This window comes from Micromonospora sp. CPCC 205739 (assembly GCF_036906795.1).
Classification (GTDB): domain Bacteria; phylum Actinomycetota; class Actinomycetes; order Mycobacteriales; family Micromonosporaceae; genus Micromonospora.
In genome coordinates, this window is record NZ_JBAKHS010000001.1 from 535,806 (window position 1) to 551,282 (window position 15,477).

At 70.0% G+C, this 15,477-nt stretch carries 16 protein-coding genes and 4 tRNA genes; 5 read left to right on the forward strand and 15 right to left on the reverse strand.

Annotation, left to right across the window (positions count from 1 at the left end):
* Positions 1-23: 23 nt before the first annotated feature.
* From V6U88_RS02550 to V6U88_RS02615, 14 genes are all read right to left on the reverse strand, one after another.
* Complete coding sequence (locus V6U88_RS02550) at positions 24-713, reverse strand: hypothetical protein (RefSeq protein WP_334449483.1); 690 nt, start codon at positions 711-713, stop codon at positions 24-26.
* Entirely contained in the window at positions 710-1,525 is an 816-nt protein-coding gene (locus V6U88_RS02555; RefSeq protein WP_334449485.1) for an ABC transporter ATP-binding protein, read from the reverse strand. Before V6U88_RS02555 ends, V6U88_RS02550 begins: the two co-directional genes overlap by 4 nt.
* 79 nt (positions 1,526-1,604) lie before the next feature.
* Entirely contained in the window at positions 1,605-2,321 is a 717-nt protein-coding gene (gene rplA / locus V6U88_RS02560) for a 50S ribosomal protein L1 (protein ID WP_334449487.1), read from the reverse strand.
* 84 nt (positions 2,322-2,405) lie between these two features.
* Positions 2,406-2,837 (reverse strand): 50S ribosomal protein L11, encoded by a 432-nt coding sequence (gene rplK, locus V6U88_RS02565; RefSeq protein ID WP_132230892.1) that lies wholly within the window; start codon positions 2,835-2,837, stop codon positions 2,406-2,408.
* A 196-nt stretch (positions 2,838-3,033) separates the two neighbouring features.
* Positions 3,034-3,756, reverse strand: a complete 723-nt coding sequence (gene nusG / locus V6U88_RS02570) for a transcription termination/antitermination protein NusG (RefSeq protein WP_334449490.1) — start codon at positions 3,754-3,756, stop codon at positions 3,034-3,036.
* 38 nt (positions 3,757-3,794) lie between these two features.
* A complete protein-coding gene (gene secE / locus V6U88_RS02575) occupies positions 3,795-4,199 on the reverse strand; it encodes a preprotein translocase subunit SecE (protein WP_334449499.1) in 405 nt (134 codons plus the stop codon).
* A 212-nt stretch (positions 4,200-4,411) separates the two neighbouring features.
* A tRNA-Trp gene (locus V6U88_RS02580) sits at positions 4,412-4,484 on the reverse strand.
* 127 nt (positions 4,485-4,611) lie between these two features.
* Positions 4,612-5,001: a MaoC/PaaZ C-terminal domain-containing protein gene (locus tag V6U88_RS02585; RefSeq protein WP_334449502.1), complete on the reverse strand. Its 390-nt coding sequence runs from the start codon at positions 4,999-5,001 to the stop codon at positions 4,612-4,614.
* A gap of 1 nt (position 5,002) precedes the next feature.
* Positions 5,003-5,449 (reverse strand): MaoC family dehydratase N-terminal domain-containing protein, encoded by a 447-nt coding sequence (locus tag V6U88_RS02590; RefSeq protein WP_334449504.1) that lies wholly within the window; start codon positions 5,447-5,449, stop codon positions 5,003-5,005.
* Between the two features lie 127 nt (positions 5,450-5,576).
* Positions 5,577-5,744: a 50S ribosomal protein L33 gene (gene rpmG / locus V6U88_RS02595; RefSeq protein ID WP_007073056.1), complete on the reverse strand. Its 168-nt coding sequence runs from the start codon at positions 5,742-5,744 to the stop codon at positions 5,577-5,579.
* Between the two features lie 133 nt (positions 5,745-5,877).
* Positions 5,878-5,950 (reverse strand) — tRNA-Met (locus tag V6U88_RS02600).
* Between the two features lie 26 nt (positions 5,951-5,976).
* Positions 5,977-6,049: transfer RNA gene (locus V6U88_RS02605), tRNA-Thr, on the reverse strand.
* Between the two features lie 96 nt (positions 6,050-6,145).
* The gene (locus V6U88_RS02610) at positions 6,146-8,692 is read right to left on the reverse strand and encodes a putative bifunctional diguanylate cyclase/phosphodiesterase (RefSeq protein WP_334449511.1); all 2,547 of its coding nucleotides are present in this window, start codon (positions 8,690-8,692) and stop codon (positions 6,146-6,148) included.
* An 817-nt stretch (positions 8,693-9,509) separates the two neighbouring features.
* Positions 9,510-9,797 (reverse strand): DUF1905 domain-containing protein, encoded by a 288-nt coding sequence (locus V6U88_RS02615; RefSeq protein ID WP_334449512.1) that lies wholly within the window; start codon positions 9,795-9,797, stop codon positions 9,510-9,512.
* Positions 9,798-10,245: 448 nt separating this feature from the next.
* Here V6U88_RS02615 and V6U88_RS02620 point away from each other — a divergent pair, with 448 nt between their 5' ends.
* Both V6U88_RS02620 and V6U88_RS02625 read left to right on the forward strand, forming a co-directional pair.
* A complete protein-coding gene (locus V6U88_RS02620; protein WP_334449514.1) occupies positions 10,246-10,581 on the forward strand; it encodes a PadR family transcriptional regulator in 336 nt (111 codons plus the stop codon).
* Positions 10,578-11,495 (forward strand): hypothetical protein, encoded by a 918-nt coding sequence (locus tag V6U88_RS02625; RefSeq protein WP_334449515.1) that lies wholly within the window; start codon positions 10,578-10,580, stop codon positions 11,493-11,495. Before V6U88_RS02620 ends, V6U88_RS02625 begins: the two co-directional genes overlap by 4 nt.
* Positions 11,496-11,767: 272 nt before the next feature.
* On the opposite strand, the gene V6U88_RS02630 is transcribed toward V6U88_RS02625, so the two are convergent.
* A tRNA-Tyr gene (locus V6U88_RS02630) sits at positions 11,768-11,851 on the reverse strand.
* 148 nt (positions 11,852-11,999) lie between these two features.
* Here V6U88_RS02630 and V6U88_RS02635 point away from each other — a divergent pair.
* The 3 genes from V6U88_RS02635 to V6U88_RS02645 all read left to right on the forward strand — a co-directional run bounded on the left by V6U88_RS02635 (position 12,000) and on the right by V6U88_RS02645 (position 15,418).
* Positions 12,000-12,494 (forward strand): YajQ family cyclic di-GMP-binding protein, encoded by a 495-nt coding sequence (locus V6U88_RS02635; protein WP_334449518.1) that lies wholly within the window; start codon positions 12,000-12,002, stop codon positions 12,492-12,494.
* 760 nt (positions 12,495-13,254) lie between these two features.
* Entirely contained in the window at positions 13,255-13,737 is a 483-nt protein-coding gene (locus V6U88_RS02640) for an FIMAH domain-containing protein (protein WP_334449521.1), read from the forward strand.
* Between the two features lie 85 nt (positions 13,738-13,822).
* On the forward strand, positions 13,823-15,418 hold the full coding sequence (locus tag V6U88_RS02645) for a serine/threonine-protein kinase (RefSeq protein WP_334449523.1): 1,596 nt from the start codon (positions 13,823-13,825) through the stop codon (positions 15,416-15,418).
* Positions 15,419-15,477 lie beyond the last annotated feature (59 nt).

Genomic DNA, 15,477 nt, shown 5'->3' on the forward strand with positions numbered 1-15,477 from the left:
CCCGGCGACCTCGGCGGCCCCGCTCACGGGCGGACCCGACGCCGCCAGGCGTAGCCGGCCAGGGCCACCGCGGCCCAGGCCAGCGCACCCGCGCTGAGCAGGAGCGCCGTCGAAACGGCCAGCGGGCCGGTCAGCGCGCGGGCGGTCGCCATCACCGGCGGTGCCAGCCAGGGCGCCACCGAGCCGCTCAGGCCGAGCACCAGGGCGCCGACCGCGCCCAGGGCCAGCACGGCGACGCCGTACCCGGCGCTGCCGGTCACCGCCCGGCTGGCCAGGGCACCGAGCGCCACCGCCGCCGGCAGGGCGAGCAGGTGGGCCCAGAGCCCGAGGGCGACACCCGCCGCCAGCGACCGGTCCCCCAGCCCCACCGGGCCGGTCACCCCACCGACCAGCCAGGGGAAGATCATCGCGATCGCCACCGTGCCGAGCGCGGCCACGGTCGCCGCCAGCAGGCCGGCCGCGCGCTCCCGGGCCGGGCCGACGAGCACCAGGGCGAGCCGGCGCTGCACGTCCGGCTCCACGTCGAGCAGGATCTTCGTCTGCCAGGCCAGCACCGGGAAGAGCACCACCGCGGAGACGCCGTACGCCTCCGCCGGCTGTGCCCGGCCGCCGCCGTACAGGACGCCGAGGGCGAGCAGGCCGGCCAGGAGCGGCGCCAGCGCCCGTCCGGTACGCAGGAAGCCGGCCAGCCGCAGCCGCACGAGCGCGATCACCGGGACACCTCCCGTGGCGGGCCGTCCGACCCGACGCCCTCTCCCGCCGCCGGCTCGGGTGACCCGGCCTCGGGCGGGACGGCGTCGGGGCGTACCCGCAGGATCTGGTGGCCCTCGGCGCGCAACCGGGCGACGGCGCCGGCCACCCGCGCGGCCGGTACCGCCAGCTCGACCACGGCCATCGGCTCCGTCCCGGCGGACGTCTCCTCGGTCACCGCGCCGTCGGCGACGGTCCACCGGCGGGCGCCCGGCAGCCGGACGGTCTCCCCCCGATGGTCGCTGACCAGCACCGACCCGCCGGCCGCCAGCACCTCGTCGACCAGGGCAGGGACCAGGTCCCGGGCGGCGGCGTCCAGGCCCTCCCAGGGCTCGTCGAGCACCAGCAGGCCCGGCCGGCGGAGCATTGCCTGGGCCAGGCCGACCTTCTGCGCGGTGCCCTTGGACAGCTCGGGCAGCTTCACGCCCCGGAACCGGGTCAGGCCCAGCCGCTCGGTCCACCGGTCGGCCTCCCGCACCGCCCCCGGCCGGGACAGCCCGGCGACCCGGCCCATCGCGGTGAGGTAGCCCGCCACGGTGAAGGGCTGGTCGGCGGGGAACCGCTCGGGGACCCAGCCCACGTGGCGGGGCCGGTCGACGACCCGGCCCCGGCCCGGCCGGAGCACCCCGGCCGCGAGCTGGAGCAGGGTGGACTTGCCCGCGCCGTTGCGGCCGAGCACGAGAGCCACCTCACCCGGCGCGATCCGGGCCTGTGCCGCCCTCAGCACCCACGGGCCGCGTCGGTGGTACCGGAGCCAGACGTCCTCCAGCCGCATGCCCGCGAGCCTGCCACAGCCGGACGAACGGCAGGGGCCCCGCCACGAGTACGTGGCGGGGCCCCTGCGCGGGTCGTGCTCAGCTCTCGGCCGGAGCCTCGTGGAGGTTCTTCACCAGCTTCGGGTCGACCGGAACGCCCGGGCCCATGGTGGTGGTGAGGACGACCTTCTTGAGGTACGTGCCCTTGGCCGCCGACGGCTTGGCGCGGAGCACCTCGTCGAGGACGGCGGCGTAGTTGTCCACCAGCTGGGCCTCGGAGAACGAGGCCTTGCCGATGATCAGGTGCAGGTTGGAGTGCTTGTCCACCCGGAAGGTGATCTTGCCGCCCTTGATGTCCTGAACGGCCTTGGTGACGTCCATGGTCACCGTGCCCGTCTTCGGGTTCGGCATCAGGCCGCGCGGGCCCAGGATCCGCGCGATCCGGCCGATCTTGGCCATCTGGTCGGGGGTGGCGATCGCGGCGTCGAAGTCCAGCCAGCCGCCCTGGATCCGGGCGACGAGCTCGTCCGTGCCCACCTCGTCGGCACCGGCGGCGGCGGCCTCCTCGGCCTTCGCGCCGGCGGCGAACACGATCACGCGGGCGGTCTTACCGGTGCCGTGCGGCAGGTTGACCGTGCCGCGGACCATCTGGTCCGCCTTGCGGGGGTCGACGCCGAGGCGCATCGCGACCTCGACCGTGGCGTCGAACTTGACGTTGGTGGTCTCCTTGGCCAGCTTCACGGCCTCGGCGGGGGTGTAGAGCTTCGACCGGTCGATGACGTCGGCGGCCTTGCGGTAGCTCTTGCTGCGCTGCATTTCTGGTTACTCCTGTGGTCTCTGGCGGGCCCGCGGTCGTCGCGTGCCCTCCCACGAACTGATCGGGTGAGTGCTGAGCCGACGTCAGTCGTTGACGACGATGCCCATCGACCGGGCGGTGCCGGCGATGATCTTCGCAGCCTGGTCGATGTCGTTGGCGTTGAGGTCGACCATCTTCTTCTCGGCGATCTCACGCACCTGGGCCTGCGACACGGAGCCGACCTTGTCCTTCTGCGGGACGCCGGAGCCCTTCTCCACGCCGGCGGCCTTGAGCAGCAGCCGGGCGGCGGGCGGGGTCTTCAGGACGAACGTGAAGGACCGGTCCTCGTACACGCTGATCTCGGCGGGGACGATGTCGCCCCGCTGGGACTCGGTCTGCGCGTTGTAGGACTTGCAGAACTCCATGATGTTCACGCCGTGCTGACCGAGCGCGGGGCCCACCGGCGGCGCCGGCGTGGCCTGGCCCGCCTTCAGCTGAAGCGTGAACGTCTTGACGAGCTTCTTCTTCGGAGGCATGTCACTTCCTGGGGCTTGGAACTGGGAAAGGTGCCGGGCCGCGGGCGCGCACGGTCAGCGCGATGCGACAGCGACGACGTTCTAGGGTAGCGCAGCGTTGCACCGCCCCGTCCGTCGAGGTCCGTCGAGGTCCAACGGAGGGGCGGAAACGGGTACGCCGGCGGCGGGCGAGTGCCCACCGCCGGCGACCCGTACGTCAGATCTTGGCGACCTGGTTGAAGTTCAGCTCGACCGGAGTCTCCCGGCCGAAGATCGACACCAGCACCTTGAGCTTCTGCTGGTCGGCGTTGATCTCACTGATCGTCGCCGGCAGCGAGGCGAACGCGCCGTCGGTGACGGTGACCGAGTCGCCGACCTCGAAGTCGAGGACCCTGACCTCGGGCTTGGCCTTCTTCTCCACCGCCTCGACCGCCGGGGCCAGCCACTTCAGCACCTCGTCGAGGCTCAGCGGCGCGGGGCGGTCGGCCCGGTCGGTGGCACCGACGAAGCCGGTGACCCCGGGCGTGTTGCGCACGCAGGAGTACGACTCGGCGGTCAGCTCCATCCGGACCAGGATGTAGCCCGGGAAGACCTTGGCCTGGACCTGGGACCGCTTGCCGTTCTTGACCTCGACCTCTTCCCGGGTCGGCACCTCGACCTGGTAGATGAACTCCTCCATGTCGAGGGAGGTGATCCGGGTCTCGAGGTTGGTCTTGACCTTGTTCTCGTAGCCGGCGTACGAGTGCACCACGTACCAGTCGCCCGGGGCGTAGCGCAGCTTCTGGCGCAGCTCGGCGACCGGGTCGTACTCCTCGTCCGGGGCCGGCTCGGTGGTCGGGAATTCCGGCTCGCTGGCGGCCTCGGCCGACTCGTCACTGGCCGCCGTCGCCACCGCGGACTGGTCGTCCGCGGTCTCGGCGGTCTCGTCGTACTCAGGCACGCTCGCTCACTTCCGTCACTATCGGCTCAGTCGGCCGGTCAGCTGGGGTTGCCGAAGACCCACAGCACGCCCTTCGCGAACCCGTAGTCGAGAAGGGCGACGATCGTCAGCACCACCGCGACGAACGCCACCACCACGGCCGTGTAGGTCAACAGCTCCTTGCGGGTCGGCCAGATGACCTTACGCAGTTCGGCGACCACCTCGCGGAAGAAACGCGCGATGCGGGCGAACAGTCCGACCCGGTCGGAATCCGTACGGGTCTTCGGCTTGCTGTCGGCCGACCCGGCACGGGCCCGCGCGCGGGTCGCCGTGCCGCCCCGGGAAACCGGCTCGTCCGCGCCGGTGGCGTCGTCGTCGGCAGCCACGTCGTCGACGAGCTCGTCGCGCTCGTCGCGCAGACCCTCGTCGCCGGCGTCCTCGCCGCGCCGCTTGCTCTCGGCCACTTCGCCCTCCGTCGCGGGATGTCGGTCGCACGCCTCATGGGCGTACGCGGCGTGTGGTCACGCCGGCCGGACCAGCCGTCCCGCGACGGGCCGCGGCCGGCGGACCGGACGAAGGGCCCCGATGCCTCGGAACCACCCCGCCGATGCCACCACCACGGGCCGGACGCCGCCGTTCGGCGGCGCGACCCACGGGAACGGTCAGGCCTGAGGCGCAGGGGTGACAGGACTTGAACCTGCAGCCTGCGGTTTTGGAGACCGCTGCTCTGCCAATTGAGCTACACCCCTGTGCGGCAACGCTCGCCCCGCTCGGCCACGAGGGCCGGGCAGGAGTCACTTGCCCCACGGCGGACCAGTGTACGGGTAGTGCCCCGACTTTCCCAACCGGTACCGCCCATGCCTTGCCGGGCAGCGGTCAGCGCGGGGTCCGCACGGTCGCCCGGGCCTGCGAGAGAACCTTCTCCCCCAGGCAGGTGGCGGTCACGTCGAGCCTGGTCAGGCCCGCCTCGGTGACCTCCCGGACCACCGCGTTGACCTCGATCTCGGTGCCCTGGTCGTCGTCCGGGACCACCACCGGCCGGGTGAACCGGACGCCGAAGTCGACCACCGCGTCGGCGCCCGCCCAGGTGGTGACGGCGCGGCCGACCAGCGCCATGGTGAACATCCCGTGGGCGATCACCCCGGGCAGGCCCACCTTGGTGGCGGTCCGGTCGCTCCAGTGGATCGGGTTGAAGTCGCCGGAGGCGCCCGCGTAGCGGACCAGATCCGCCCGGGTGATCCGGAACGTCTGCGTCGGCAGCTCCATGTCAGCCCTCCCCGCGTACGACGAGCTTGGACCAGACCGCGACCACCGGCTCGCCGGTGACGGTGCTCACGTCGGTGCGGGTGGTCAGGAAGCCGTGCCCGCCCCGGCTGGTGACCTCCTCGATGGTGTTCACGCAGACCAGCTCGTCACCGGCCACCACCGGCCGGGTGTACGCGAAGCGCTGGTCGCCGTGCACCACCCGGCTGTAGTCGACGCCGAGCGCCGGGTCCTCGACGATCTGACGGCTCGCCGCCATCGTGATCACGAAGGGAAAGGTCGGCGGGGCGACCACGTCCGGGTGGCCCAGCGCCCGGGCCGCCTCCGGATCGTGGTGGGCCGGGTCGGTGGCGCCGATGGCGCTGGCGAACTCGCGGATCTTTTCTCGGCCCACCTGGTAGGGGGCGGTCGGCGGATAGGTCCGGCCGACGAAGGACGGGTCCAGAGACATGCCGCCGAACCTACACGGAAAGCACGAACGCCGATCCGTACGGGAGGGCGGCACAGGGCCGCGCCATCGCATGCGGATCGGCGTTCGGGAACTGCTCAGGGAGCGGGCCGGCAGTGCCGGCCGCAGGTCAGCGGGTCTCGCGGTGGACCGTGTGCCGACCGTCCCGGGGGCAGAACTTCTTCAGCTCGATGCGGTCCGGGTCGTTACGACGGTTCTTGCGCGTGATGTAGTTGCGCTCCTTGCACTCCACACACGCCAAAGTGATCTTCGGCCGGACATCGGTCGCCTTCGCCACGGCGGAGTGCCTTCCTCGCTGGGGTATCAACTACGACGCATCAGCCTACGCGGTCGATGCGCGGACATGCAAAGTGGGCGCCCTGTGGCGCCCGTCCCACCGGCCGCCGGGAACCAGGCCCGGAGGACGAGAGTAGCGGTGGCCGGACTTGAACCGGCGACACAGCGATTATGAGCCGCTTGCTCTGCCATCTGAGCTACACCGCCGCAGGCGGGTCCAGCCGGACCCTCTGAGCCCCCTTACGGAATCGAACCGTAGACCTTCTCCTTACCATGGAGACGCTCTGCCGACTGAGCTAAGGGGGCCTGCCCGATCACCCCGGAGGGCGTCGCGCAGGGGTAACAGTACATGACCTCGCCGCCGAGGTGAAATCGGATCCCCCTGCACCGCGTTTCCGCAGGTCAGGGCACAACCCGCAGCCTCGGCGACTCGCCGGCGGAGATCGTCTCCGGGTCCACCTGGGCGCCGAACCAGGCCTCCAGGCGCTCGTACGGCAGGGGCCGGCTGAACAGGAAGCCCTGGCCGATCTCGCAGCCGATGTCCTGGAGCAGTTCCAGGGTCAGCTCGCTCTCCACGCCCTCGGCCACCACGGCGAGACCGAACTGCTGGGAGAGCGTGACCACCGCGTTGACGATCGCCAGGTCCCCCGGATCGGTCGCCATGCCCTGCACGAAGGAGCGGTCGACCTTGACCTCATGCACCGGCAGGCGGCGCAGGTGCGCCAGTGAGGAGTCGCCGGTGCCGAAGTCGTCCACCGAGAGCCGTACGCCCAGGTCGCGCAGGCGGCGCAGGGTGGGGATCGGGCGGTCGGTGCCGTCCAGCACCCCGGACTCGCGGATCTCGAAGGTGAGCCGCTGCGGCGGCACGCCGTACTCGGTCAGCAGCTCGCGTACCCGGTCCGGGAAGTGCTGGTCGGTCAGCGTACGCGCGGCGAGGTTGACCGCGACGGCGAGCGGCTGGCCGGTGTGGCTCCAGTCCCGGCTGCGCCGCAGCCCCTCCCGCAGCACCACCTCGGTGAGCCGGTCCAGCTGGCCGGTGTGCTCCGCCACCGCGACGAAGTCCTCCGGGCTCACCGTCCCGTGGGTCGGGTGCTCCCACCGGGCCAGGCACTCCACGCCGACCAGTCGCCGGTCCCGCAGCGTCACCTTCGGCTGGAAGTAGACCTCCAGCGCGCCCTCGTCGAGCGCCCGGCGCAGGTCGCCGGCGAGCCCGAGCCGGCGCAGCGACCGGGACTCCAGTGCGGGGTTGAACAGTTGCACGCTGCCCGGGACCGACTTGGCCGCCGTCGCGGCCAGGTCGACCCGTTGCAGCAGGGAGGCGGCGTCGCTGCCGTGGTCCGGGTGGACGGCCACCCCGGCCGCGGTGTCCACGTCGAGGGTGAGCGCGTCGAAGACCATCTCGTCGCGGATCTGCTCGCGCAACTGGGCGGCGAGTTCCAGCGCCGCCTCGGCGTTCTCCAGCCGGAGGGTGACCAGGAACTCGTCCCCGCCGGCCCGGCCGACCAGCGCCGAGGAGGGGGCGCAGGCGCGCAGCCGCTCGGCCACCTCGACCAGGACCTTGTCGCCCGCGGCGTGGCCGAGCGACTCGTTGACCTGGCGCAGGCCGTCCACGTCGAAGAGCAGTACCGCCACCACCTCGCCCGGCGCGCGGATCTTGACCGCCTCGTCGAGGGCGCCGCTGATCCGGCGGCGGTTGGGCAGCTTGGTGAGCGCGTCGTGGTACGCGTCGTGCCGCAGCCGGTCGACCAGGCGGGAGTTCTCCAGGGCGACCGCGGCGTGCGCGGCGACGGTCTCGAAGATGGGGATGTCGCTGGCGGTGAAGTGGCCGACGTCGCTGAGCCGGTTGGCCACCTCCAGGGTGCCGATGACGGCCTGCCCGGAGCGCAGCGGCACGGCGATGACGTCCTTGACGCCGGTGGTGCGCAGCGACGCGCGCAGCTGCTCGTCCCCGCCGAGCCGCACGCCGAGCGCCAGGCTCCGCTGCTGCCGCCGGGTCTCCTCCCGGATCACCTCGGGCGTGGGCGCGACGTCGAGCAGCCCCGAGTCGTCCACCCGGGCGGTCAGCATGACCTCCGGGTGCCGGCCCTGGGCCGGCAGCCAGAGGGTCGCGTACTCGGCCTGCATGAGCGCCCGGATCCGGCCGAGCAGGACGTCCACCAGGTTGCCGCTCTGCCCCTCCGCGGTCATCGCCTTGGTCAGGTCGTACATGCCCCCGAGCGTGCGGTGCTGGCGGAAGAACTGGGCATAGGAGCGGTAGACCATGGCGACGGCGCCCGCCAGCGTCGCGATCAGGACCGCCGACCACCAGGTGGTGTTCAGCACGATGAGGACGACCAGACCGACCACCACGTTGATCGCAGAGGTCGGCAGCGTCGACGGCGCATTCCGCAACACCTTGGCACCGGCCTGCCAGCCGTGCATGACCGTGATGACCCCTGCCACGCCGAACAGGGTGGCCACCGTGAACGTGCTGACCGAGGCGAAGAGGATGCCCCAGGTGCCCGGCCCCACCCCACGGATCGGCGGGAGGGCCAGCAGCACCAGCGCGGCGATGGACGCGGCGGCGGAGGCGTTGGCCACGTTGAACGCGAGCTTCGCGAAGCCGAAGCGGTAGCGCAGGTGGGTGAGCAGGGTGGCCAGCGTGTACGCCAGCACCACCATCAGCGGTGGCAGGAAGTAGAAGGCCAGGACCAGCGGGATCTCGGTGAGCCGCACCCCGAAGGACTGTCGGCCGATCACGAAGTTGAGCATCGGCAGGCCCGCCACCACCATGACGGTGAGCAGAACCGCGGCAATGCTCCATGACCCGAGCGGCGGCGACGTGACCAGGCCGATCGCGGTGGAGAAGACGATGGCCACAAGGGTCAGCGGGCCGGTGACCAGCCAGGCGTGTTCGGCGGGCCGCCGAGGGGACGATGCCCCCGCCGATGACGACCGACGGTCGGCCATAACTCTCCTCATCGGTCATCGCGCCGAGGACCGTGGACTGATCGGCGTCAGGTCGCCATCGACAGGTGCGCCCAGACCCGGGCGGGCGCCGACGAAACTACGGAGCCGGCGGGGCCGTCCAGACATAGTCAAAGGTCTGGACCTCAACCGGCCCGTGGCCGACCAGCCCAGTGCCGAAACCAGCGGCGAGGGCGACGAGCATGAGCATCACGCTGACCCGCCGGGCCAGCCTTCGACCAGACATTCGCGTGCTCCTGTCGGCAGGGTTGTCGGAGGTGAAGATTCCACGATCGTGCCACAAGCGGGTCGACCCGCAAAGCGGACGGACGGCCGATCAGCGTGGGCCGTACCGGCCGGTTCGGACGGTCGACGACAAGTCGCCAGACGGGGCGGCTCGCGGCTCTGAGCAGCGCACAGATGACGCGTCTTCCGTCTTTAGCCGCGATTCCCCTCGTCCACCGCGAGTGGGACCTTTGCCCCGACGGCCAACCGGTCAGAAGATCCGGTCAGAAGCGACGGGGGGGGGTGGTGGCACCTCCGGATGAGCCCTCCCGGGGACCGGGGCCGCGGCTGCGCTCCGCCGGACGTCGCGGTCGCAGCCGAGCGGGGAATCGGGCGACCGTCGCTCCCCCCGACAACCGACCGCCCACACATCCACGACCGTCAGAATGCTCCACCCGACGCCGAAGCGCCAGCCCCTATCCGACAGACAGTGACGTGAATACGCTCACCACCGGACCGCGGCGGCGGTGACGAGGAGCGGCGGCCGAATTTCGCTGGTCAGCTGGGCTCGTGCCGGTCGCACCGCCCGGCCGAATCAGCGGTCGACGAGCAGGTGGATGGTGACCCTGTCGCCGACCTGGAGCCCCTCGGCCTCGCGCACGCTCGCCTTCACGGGCACCACGTACCGCCCGTCCTTGGGGAACAGCGATATCGCCCACCGGGTCCGGCCGATCCGGGCCGTGACCGGGACCATGCCCCAGCCGTAGCTCACCGACGCTGCCGTGGCGGTCAACTCCTGGCAGTCCTCTTCCGGGACGGTGACGAAGTGCCAGGGCGCCGGGCCCTTCCAGAACCACACGTCGCCGCTGAACTCCAGCTCCATCGGGCCAGGATAGGAGCGCGACCCCGGATGGGGGTGCCCTGCGGAACGTCGCCGGTCGGCGCGGGGGCAGAAGTCACCAAGGGTTACCAGCCTCCCCCGCCACCGGCATGAGACGACAAAGCCCTTGACCTGCGTTTCCGCAGATCACAGGCCTAATCGCTGCCTGGCGGCGGGTAGAGGATTCGAACCTCTCCAGCTTTCGCGACGGATTTACAAAGCGCCAACGCCACCACGCTGACCAGCACAAACACCGTTCCGACCAGCGTCGGCGACATGGCCGCCACACGGAACTGCCGAAGGCAGCCGCACCCCGGAGCGTCCACAGGACTCGCGCCCGGCTTCGAGCGGCCGCCATCCACCCCTCGTAGCTGCCGTCGCGCAGATCGAGTCTTGACCTATACGTCGATCATCTGCTTATGTCGACAGCATGACTGGTTCCTTGGCGTCGATGCGCGAACCCACCTACTTCATCTTGGCCGCGTTGCAGGACGAACCCTTGCACGGCTACGCGATCGTCAAGCGGGCGCAGGAGTTGTCCGACGGGCGGGTGCGCCTCACGACGGGCACCCTCTACGCCGCTTTGGACCGGCTCACCGGTGAAGAGATGGTGCGGGTGGCCGAGGAGGCGGTGGTCAACGGCCGCGCCCGCCGCACCTACGAGCTGACCCAGCGAGGCTTGTCCGCGCTGCGTGCGGAAGCAGAGCGGATGGCTGCGGCGGCCAGCGTCGTTCGTGACCGTTCCGTCCGCTCGACGCCTGCGGCGGGTTGGGTGGTGCCGGCATGACTGAGCTAGAGCGCCGCTACCGGTGGCTACTGCGGGCTTACCCCCGCGCCTACCGGCAGTATCGCGCCGACGAGATGCTCGAAACCCTGCTCGCCTCGGCTGACGACGAGCGGCGGCGGCCGAGCCTTCGAGAAGCGGCGGCGCTCGTGGTCGGAGGGCTACGCGCCCGCACCGGTGTTGACCGTCTCGGCTCGCGATCGGCGCTGGGATACTCCGCGCTGCGACTGTCCGCGCTGTCCCTGCTCGTGTACGGCATGACGCTCTGGGCCGGAGATCCGATCTCAGTCCTGGTGACCATGCTGTCGGAGGACCCGTACAAACCCGACACATGGTGGTTCATCGTCATTCCGGCGCTGCTGACCATCGCGCTTTTCGCTGCGGCGTGGGGCAGCTACCGGCTGGCATCCGCTGCGGCGATCTTGACCGTGGTCGCGCAACATTGGTCGGCAAATTGGTGGGACCAATCGTCCTGGTTCTGGTCGATTCATAGCCTCCAGCACGCGATTGTTCCCAAGTCTTGGCCAGCGCTGTTGGCTTCGCTGGCCTTGCTGCTACTGCTCCGCGCACCCCGAACGCCCGTGACCAAACCGTGGGCCTGGCCCGTCCTCGGGGCGCTGGCAGTCGTCGCTTTGACGCCGAGCCCGATCAACGGCTGGTCGGACGCACGACTGATGTCCCTGTACGCGTTCGCCGCACTGGCCGTCATCACCGCGCCCATCGATGCACGGATGCCCATCGTCGCCACGGTGCTTCTCCTGGTGCCAGCCTTGGCGCAAGCCACCTACCAGCTCTATTTCAAACAAGCAGGGTGGGAACTAGAAATCTCCATCACCACGATCCTTATCCTCACGGCGGTCATGGTGATCACGCTTGCCGCCGGCACAATTGCAGGCCGCCGCCAAGCCCGCATGTAGACGCGGAAAGCGCCCCCGCCACCACTTCTCGCGGATAGCTGGAGGCCGAGCCGGCTGCGGGACTGCTCGTCCAGATCGTGCAGCCAGTCGGTGATCGCGGCGAACGACGACGCGCCGCCAGGACTGCTCACGTACGCCCTCAGCGCCATGATCGACCTGCCCACGATCTGCTCACAACGAGTCGCAACGGGCTGGATTCAGCCGGAGTCCGCAGGATCAACGACAACGGCCCCTGATCAGCATTTCTGCTGGTCAGGGGCCGTTCTCGCACCTGGTGGCGGGTAGAGGATTCGAACCTCTGTAGCTTTCGCGACGGATTTACAGTCCGCTCCCATTGGCCGCTCGGGCAACCCGCCAGGGCGTACCACCGCACTCGCGCGCGGCAGCGGAGACAAGGATAGCGGTTGCCCCCGGCCACGTCGCAACCGGGTACGGTCAGGGGGTCGTGCCGCTGGTCAGCGGACGACGGTACGTGACTGACCGCCGGACAGCAGGAGCATGAGCATGGCAGCGAACCCGTCGTTCGACATCGTGAGCAAGGTCGACCGTCAGGAGGTCGACAACGCCCTCCGGCAGGCGGAGAAGGAGCTCGCGCAGCGGTTCGACTTCCGCGGCACCGGCGCGGAGATCTCCTGGTCGGGCGAGGAGGCGATCAGCCTCCAGGCGGAGACCGAGGAGCGGGTCAGCGCCGCGCTGGACGTCTTCAAGGAGAAGCTGGTCAAGCGGAACATCTCGCTGAAGTCCCTGGACGCCGGCGACCCCCGATCCTCGGGCAAGGTGTTCAAGATCGACTGCAAGGTCATCCAGGGCATCGACTCGGACAAGGCCAAGGCGATCAGCAAGAAGATCCGCGAAGAGGGCCCGAAGGGCGTCCAGGCCCAGATCCAGGGCGACCAGCTCCGGGTCACCGGCAAGAAGAAGGACGACCTCCAGGCCGTCATCGCGCTTCTCAAGGGCGAGGACTTCGGGGTGGCCCTGCAGTTCACCAACTACAGGTAAGGCACCAGCTACCCCACAGGTCACCGCAGCCACGGTGCGCAACCTGGGCAGGCGCGATGAAGCGGCCGCTCCCCCGTGAGTGGCCGCTTCATCATTTCCGCTCGTACCTGGCGGACAGGCGTAAAGCCATCGGGTCCCGGCGGAGCAGGGCATTACTCCCGTGTAACACCCGCCCCGTCTTTCACGCAGGTAGGGAAGGGCGGCGTGGAGTGGCGTGGTTGAGGAGCGACGTTGTTCAGCCTCAGGCACGCCTGGACCAGCCTCGGATCCCCGTCCGGTACGCCGTAGGGAGTTGTCGTGGCTCAGTCAGCACACCGAAGGTCGTCGGCTCTGTGGCCCCACGTCAATGGTTCCAACGCCAGGCCCTCGACATCTCACGGCTGGAACTCGCCAACTCGCCCTGACCCGGTCCTGCCGAGGCGCTCGGACCCGTGGTCATATGCCATGTTCGGGGGCATCATCCTTGTGGTCGGGTCCATTGCTCTCAGCGTGGTGCTGCTGAGCCGATGAAGCGACACATTCCGGTCTCCCGTCTGCGCTGCCGTGAGCTGGCGCAGCACCTGTGCCCCACGGGTGGGGCACACCGTTTGAACCTCGTCGTTTGGATGGCGCCGGGGGCTCTGGCATGACTTCCGACATCCGTGCCACCCCTACTCCGCGCGGTCCGGACGACTCGGTGACTCGCATGATGCCGGTGGTCCGCAGGGGCGGACACCGGCGGACCGAGCCTGATCGGACGCGGTGGTTCATGTGGGCGGCCGTGGCTGGTGCTCTGGTCGCGGTGCTCCTTGCGGCCATTGTCGTGACGTTCACGGGCGGCGATCCTGAACCGTCCGCCGCCAGGCCGGCGTTCCCTGCGGCCAGCGGAGACGTTGCACCTGAGGCTTCCGAACCGGCGATGACTGAGGCACCCACGGAGTCTGCGTCAGCCTCGCCCTCGCCGACCCCGTCTTCCCGTCCCAGGCTGCGCCCCGCGCAGCTGATCGCGGGTCTGCACACCACGATTACCGGGCTCGTTCGCGACGGGCAGCTGTCCTCGGACGCCGGTGAGGAACTGACCAAGCGCCTGCGGGAAGCCGAGGAGAAGCTGGCCGCCGGAGAAGGGGACAAGGCCCGGGAGAAGCTCGCCGAGTTTGGCGAGAAGGTGGTCAAACTGCGGAAGCAGGACAAGCTTTCCGCCGCCGGCTATCAGACCCTCGCCGCCGGGCTGGCGCAGCTCGCGCAGGTCGTGCCCAGCCGCTGATCGGTCTTCGGTCGGAGCCGACCGCATCGCTCTGACCGGCCGGGACGGCTGTTTCGTCCGGTGCCTACCTGGGCACGAATTGGGCATGGAGACCGGGCGGCTGCTCAACGGTCGTTACCGACTGGCCGACCGCTTGGGCGCGGGCGGCATGGCAGTTGTCTGGCGTGCCCACGACGAGGTGCTCGGACGGGACGTGGCAGTCAAGATGCTGTCGCCCGAGTTGGCCGCTGACCCGCAACTGCTGCAGCGCGTCCGGCTGGAGGCTCGTTCGGCGGCGCGACTGCGCCACCCGAACATCGTCGAGGTCTACGACTACGGCGAAACTGCAGACGGCGACCGGCGCCGGCTGCCGTACGTGGTCATGGAGCTGGTCGAGGGCCGCTCGCTCGCGCAACTGTTGACCGGCGGTGCCCTGCCGTGGCGGTTGGCGGTGCTGATCGGCGCGCAGGTCGCCGCCGCGCTGGCCGCAGCCCATGACCGCGGCATCGTCCATCGTGATGTCAAACCCGGCAACGTGATGGTGACCGCGGCCGGGGTGAAGTTGGTCGACTTCGGCGTCTCTGCCGCTTCCGGCGACGCGGACGGTTCTGGCGGGCCCCTGCTCGGCACTCCCGCCTACCTGGCTCCCGAACGGCTGACCAAAGGGGTGGTACAGCCGGCGACCGACGTGTACGCGCTGGGTCTGCTGCTGTACCGGGCGCTGGCCGGGACCCTGCCGTGGCACGCCTCCACCACCACGCAGATGCTGACCGCCCACCGCTACCAGGAACCAGCCAGACTGCCGGCCATCGAGAACCTCCCGCCCGAGGTGACCCAGCTGTGCTGGCGCTGCCTGAGTAAAGAGCCCAGTCAGCGGCCCAAGGCGGCTGAGGTAGCCGCCATTCTCGGCGACCTCGCCGGACTCGCCCCGACCACCCTCGTGCTGCCCCACCTGGATGCCAGCACCGAGACCGGAACCACTGAGGCCGTATCGCCGTTCCCGCCGAATGCTCGCGGTGGAAACCCGACCAGGACCGCCGTCGGGTTCCTGGCACCACTCCCGTACGAGCGGTTCCTCGGCCGGTGGAGTCAACTTCCCCAGGCCAGACGTCGCCATGCCGGGGCGGCCGCTGCTGCCGCGCTGCTCGTGTTGTGCCTGGGTGGCGTCAACTGGCTGGCCCGAGGATCACACCGGGGAGATGACCAGGTGCCGGTCGAAGCTCCCGCCGCCATCAGCGCCATGGGCCAACGGAAACCAGAATGCACGGTCCACTACACCGTCCGACGTGCCGTCGCGGGTCGTTTCTCCAGCGCCCTCACCATCTCCAACACCGGAACCACGCCCGTCAACAGCTGGCAGCTGACCTTCGCCCTACCTGGGGGCCAGCGTCTCCTACAGGGCTCGCCAGGTACGTGGAAACAGAGCGGCCGTTCCGTGCAGGTTCACGGCGGCGACCTAGCGGCCAAGGCCTCCGTCGCGGCCCGCTTCGACGCGACCTATCGAGGCACGAACGCCCTTCCCACCACCTTCACGCTCAATGGCACTACCTGCCAATCGCTGCTCTCCGTGGCCGGCCAGACCGCCCGGCCGGTCACGCCCCCGCGCGAGAACAAGGACGACGACAAGAAGAAGGACGAAGAGAAGAAGGATGAGGAGAAGAAGAAGAGGGAGGAGGAAGAGAAGAAGGAAGACGACGACTGAAGCTCAAGCAGCACCGACACCCGCCCACGGGCATCGGTCGCCGAAAGCATGGCTGGTTC

Coding starts and splice junctions, on each gene's coding strand:
- V6U88_RS02555 (WP_334449485.1), bottom strand. CDS start 1,525: ATGCGGCTGGAGGACGTCTGGCTCCGGTACCACCGACGCGGCCCGTGG.
- rplA (WP_334449487.1), bottom strand. CDS start 2,321: ATGCAGCGCAGCAAGAGCTACCGCAAGGCCGCCGACGTCATCGACCGG.
- rplK (WP_132230892.1), bottom strand. CDS start 2,837: ATGCCTCCGAAGAAGAAGCTCGTCAAGACGTTCACGCTTCAGCTGAAG.
- V6U88_RS02585 (WP_334449502.1), bottom strand. CDS start 5,001: ATGGAGCTGCCGACGCAGACGTTCCGGATCACCCGGGCGGATCTGGTC.
- V6U88_RS02590 (WP_334449504.1), bottom strand. CDS start 5,449: ATGTCTCTGGACCCGTCCTTCGTCGGCCGGACCTATCCGCCGACCGCC.
- V6U88_RS02610 (WP_334449511.1), bottom strand. CDS start 8,692: ATGGCCGACCGTCGGTCGTCATCGGCGGGGGCATCGTCCCCTCGGCGG.
- V6U88_RS02615 (WP_334449512.1), bottom strand. CDS start 9,797: ATGGAGCTGGAGTTCAGCGGCGACGTGTGGTTCTGGAAGGGCCCGGCG.
- V6U88_RS02620 (WP_334449514.1), top strand. CDS start 10,246: ATGCGCGAACCCACCTACTTCATCTTGGCCGCGTTGCAGGACGAACCC.
- V6U88_RS02625 (WP_334449515.1), top strand. CDS start 10,578: ATGACTGAGCTAGAGCGCCGCTACCGGTGGCTACTGCGGGCTTACCCC.
- V6U88_RS02635 (WP_334449518.1), top strand. CDS start 12,000: ATGGCAGCGAACCCGTCGTTCGACATCGTGAGCAAGGTCGACCGTCAG.
- V6U88_RS02645 (WP_334449523.1), top strand. CDS start 13,823: ATGGAGACCGGGCGGCTGCTCAACGGTCGTTACCGACTGGCCGACCGC.